Annotated in this window: 3 protein-coding genes; 2 read left to right on the plus strand and 1 reads right to left on the minus strand. The window is 47.8% G+C overall.

The genetic code is table 11. From position 1 onward, the window contains the following. Both OEV42_21240 and OEV42_21245 read left to right on the plus strand, forming a co-directional pair. Positions 1-373: hypothetical protein (locus OEV42_21240; GenBank protein MDH3976795.1), on the plus strand; the 373-nt coding region annotated here is incomplete at its 5' end. A 195-nt stretch (positions 374-568) separates the two neighbouring features. Beyond that, the gene (locus OEV42_21245; protein MDH3976796.1) at positions 569-1,261 is read left to right on the plus strand and encodes a 5'-methylthioadenosine/S-adenosylhomocysteine nucleosidase; all 693 of its coding nucleotides are present in this window, start codon (positions 569-571) and stop codon (positions 1,259-1,261) included. 130 nt (positions 1,262-1,391) lie between these two features. On the opposite strand, the gene OEV42_21250 is transcribed toward OEV42_21245, so the two are convergent. Continuing rightward, positions 1,392-4,709: DUF4157 domain-containing protein (locus OEV42_21250; protein ID MDH3976797.1), on the minus strand; the 3,318-nt coding region annotated here is incomplete at its 5' end.

Genomic DNA, 4,709 nt, shown 5'->3' on the forward strand with positions numbered 1-4,709 from the left:
TGCAACGCCTGCATTTGATCCTTTCGGATTGGGAGCGGCGGCCCGCGCAACGCCTGCATTTGATCCTTTCGGATTGGGAGCGGCGGCCCGCGCCACGCCCGCATTTAACCCTTTCGGATTGGGAGCGGCGGCCCGCGCCACGCCTACGACAGCGGAAGAAACAGCCAGCGCTAAAAGCTCTTGTTGCAGTGGTTTGCAGGTAGAGGATGAAGAGGGAAATCCTACAACCTGGAAGCCGGGTGATGTACTGGTTCCACTGCTAAAAACCAGAACAATCGAGGTTCCGGTTCTGGTTTATCGAAAAGTGAAGAAAGAAGATGCAGGAAAGTTTCCTGCAGAAGACATCGGCGGGACAGGTAAGCGTAAAAAATAAAAGCAGGATCAAAAAACAGGCTCAACAATCCGCTCTCTTGTCACAAGGGATATGTTCATTTATAATGGAAAAATATTCATCTTCACCGAGTTTAAGGTAAATCTATAATAAGATGACGACATTTTCCAACATATCCTTTTACCGAAAAGTCCCTTACTTTGAGAGCTTCAGCGGAAATATGAGGAGCAAGGAAGGTTGAAAGCCGATCTTGTAATCCTCATCTGTTCCAGCGCGGAGTGGCGGATTGTATTGGAATTCTTCCCACAAACCGAGTTGGAAAAGTCACCTTTTGGCGAATTCTTCAAATATGAATTAAAGGCTCGTCCTGTGGTTTTTCTTCATAGCGGTTATGGAAAAATTGCAGCGGCAGCTTCTACTCAGTATATCATTGATCATTTTAAGCCGAAATTACTCGTTAATCTCGGCACCTGTGGCGGCTTTGAGGGAAAAGTTGAGTTGGGGCAGATCCTTCTGGCCCAACGGACCGTTGTCTATGATATTTTAGAGCGAATGCTCGATGCCGATGCGGCTATTGCAGAACATTCCAGCCAACTGGATTTGACCTTTATTGAAGCGCCCTTTCCCCTTACTGTCCACCTTGCTACACTTGCTTCAGCCGATCGCGACCTTGTTCCCGGAGAGATAGCCGACCTGAAAACCAGGTACAAGGCTGTTGCAGGAGACTGGGAATCCGGGGCCATTGCTTATGTGGCATCAAGAAACGGAGTGCCGTGCCTGATTTTACGGGGCGTAACGGATATCACCGGTCCCAACAAAGGAGAAACTGATGGAAATTTTGAGCTTTTTGCCGAGCGGACAAAACCTATTATGAGGCGTCTTTTAAATTCACTTAACAGTTGGATTGAACAAGTAAAAATATTATTTTAAGTTGAGTCGGATTCTTCGATTAAATGAGGCGAATATTGGGTATAGTGAATCACCGCCGGCTTGATTTTGTTAACCGCTCAAAGTGGTATATTGAAAATAATTTTGACCACCTAAAGGTGGTTACCCTTTATTAAAATTTCGCAAACTTCCCTATATATTTAAACCAACTCATCCTTCCATGAGGCGGCAATTTGCTTAAGGCAACATTTTGTTGTTCCGGCGTGCCGTCCATGGCCGGAAGGTTCTTCTTCTTTCTCTCTTCATATTTTCCTTTCATCGCTATTTTAACGGCCCTTAATGACTGCTCGTTGGCAGTTCCGAATACATTTCTCACATCATTCTCGACATCGCTTTTTAAATTTTTATTAATATTCTCCAACCGTGTTTTAAATCCCGGATTCTTTTCCGCAAATTTATCCAGTTCCGTCATGTAAAACTGGGTTGATGCTCTCCCTCCTGCTGAATCAAGGCGTGCCTGCATTTTCTTTCTCATGCCGGAATCATTCATTAACGTATTAATTTCATCTTCCGACATACGCCCCGTATCCTTTCCTTCTTCTTCCAACATGTCTTTCAATAAATCAACCCGCTCTTCATATTCAAGTTGTTCGATTTTCTTACCCTTGTTTTTTCTGATATAATCATTCATCTCTTGCTCTATTCCTTCTCTAACTTTCTCACCGTAATGCGCCCTGTATTGATCAATATTCTCGTCACCACTTTTTCTTATATGGGTTTCATTATGAATTAATATGGCTGTTAAATTACCACCTGTTTTCATTTCAGCGCCGGCTTCTTCGCGCACTTTTTTCCAATCTTCAAAAGCGCTTTGATTAATTACTGTATCAGGAATATTATGCAATACTCTATTTGTCCATTTCATTAAACCTTTAGGCGGCACATGGTGTGGATTATAGCCTGTCTCACCTCTCAACGCATTATATGTCCCCACTTTTGGCGCTTCTCCACTGTCATTCATTAAAAGCTGGGCCAACGTATTTATTTTTTCCAATAACTTTGCTTCATCCTTTTCTACAGCTTCAGCAGAACCCTTTTCAGCATCAACGGAAGTCTTTCTTCCCATACTTATGATTTCACTTTTCAGCTTTTCAGCTTTTCCTTTATCCCTGGCTGAGAGCGTGTTAATTTTATTAAATGGCGCTTCATTCAAGAACAAGGTTTCCAGGGGCCCTTCATGGGATGCGACCATTACCTTTGCGTTCTTGCCTTTCTTTTCAACCCATAAACTGTGCGGCTTATTGCCGGCCTTAAATTTTTTCTTGCTCCCAAAAAGCCCTTCCTTAACAGCTGCAACCCCCTTTTTTACTTTCCCGAAAAGACTCTTTGCCTTCGTCACAATCCATCCTATGACCTTGTCCAGGGCATTATCTATGGGCCTGCGTATCTTTGTAATTACCTTCTTGATCTTGCCGGAAATGCCACCGAGGCCGATAAGCCGGGCGAGGAACCCGAGAATTACGGGAATAGTGCGGGCCATCGTTTTTTCGATCCAGTTGGCCGCTTTTCCAATCTTCCCGTAAGCAATGGGGGCAATAGAGTTAAAAACGGCCTGCACAACAGCGGCGATCTGCTTGGCCCGCTCAATGAAGAACATGACCGTGTTGTAAATGGCCAGGGCTGCCTGAATAATGGCGCCCACGGGATTGAACATGGTGGCGAGTTTCGTTACGGCAGACATGACGATCTTGGTAATAACCCAATCCCTGATCGCGCCGATAACGGCATCCCTGATTTCTGCCGCCTTTTCCTTGATCCTCTCCCAGAGCGCAATAGGTCCCTTTGTGACCAAATCTTTCAGAAAGGAAACTGCCGTCTCCATGTACGAAACGATCTGCTCCCCCCTGGGTCCCAGCTTTTTGACGACCTTTTGTCTGATTCGCGCATAAGTGAGTCCCAGCACCTGAAGGATCAGGTGGATAATTCCCTTGAGGTCCCACTTCTCGGGCAGCTGAATACCTGCCCCCTCCATAGCGCCCATGAGCCAGCCCATAAGTCCCGCTTTAAGATGTTTCCAGATGTTGTCCTTGAACTGGAAGAATCCCTTCTTAAGCGCCGAAAAGAGGTTGCCGATAAAACCGATGGGGTCCGTGGCTATCTTCATGACAACATTCTTCCCCTTGTTGATGATCCCCATGATCTTCTTGACGGGGGCGCCGACGAGAATCAAAAAACCCTCAAGAATCAGCAGCGGCATCCTGGTCATTATCTGCCATCCCACTTTGAGCGCCCTGCCTGCCAGGGAACCGAGAAAGCTGACAAACATTCCTGCCGCCTTGCTCCAGGTAAAAGGATTAATAGAGACGACGGACCATATCTTCTTTATGGACCCGACAATAAAACTTCCCGTCAGATTGGCGGCCTTGAAGGAGTCCTTAACGAGCTTAACCGCCTTGCCGACTATATTGGCCTTCATCAACTGGTCATATGTTTTTTCCTTTCCAATAAGGGAGAAAACAGCTCTCAGAAAACCGCCTTTCGATTTCACCTTAGCCCCGCTGATGGGGTCTTTACCCAAAAGGGCGGCAATGAAACTGTATCCCGGAATGTGGCGGACTTTACCGGCTATAAAGTTCTTGGCTTTTTGCAGGAAGTTGCCGATGCCCCTGGCGATTGCCGATCCGACCTTCTTCACCCCTTTCCAGGCGGATTTGGCTGTCTTCTTTACCCACCCCCAAATACCTTGCACAGCGGGAGCATGACCTGTCTGTGATAGGGAGACGGGCGAAGCTTTCCGTGCTATGCCGGGATTCTGCTGCACCACATGGGTCAGTTCGTGGGCAATGAGCTTTTTCCCATCGGACGACCCGGGCGAGTAATGGCCCTGCTTGAAGACAATATTGTTTTTATGGGTAAAGGCCCTGGCATTGATCGATGAAGCCATACTATCGGCCCGGCTGTCGGTATGGACACGGACATTCCCGAAATCATAACCGAAGCGTGGTTCCATGAAAGACCGGGTATCATCGGGAAGCGCCTGACCACCCTGAATGTTTTTGATAGAGCTTTCGGCCGATGGCGAAACAGAAGGCCCCCCGGCGGAATCACGCTTCCCTTGCGCCAGCGATTTGGCCTGAGCCTCCTCTTTTTCCTCTTCAGGCTGGCGCTGCAGCAGCTTCCCCCGAACAGGCTCTTCTTCCTCTTTCTCTTCCGCCTCACGCTGGAGGAATTTGGGCTGTGCCTCTTCTTCTTTTTCCTCTTCGGGCTGGCGCTGCAGCAGCTTCCCCTGAACAGGCTCTTCTTCCTCTTTCTCTTCCGCCTCACGCTGGAGGGATTTGGGCTGTGCCTCTTCTCCTTTTTCCGCTTCGGGCTGGCGCTGCAGCAGCTTCCCCTGGACAGGCTCTTCTTCTTCTTTTTCCTCTTCGGGCTGGCGCTGCAGCAGCTTCCCCTGGACAGGCTCTTCTTCTTCTTTTTCCTCTTCGTGCTGGCG

The sequence above is a fragment of the Deltaproteobacteria bacterium genome, from assembly GCA_029860075.1.
Classification (GTDB): Bacteria; Desulfobacterota; JADFVX01; order JADFVX01; family JADFVX01; genus JAOUBX01.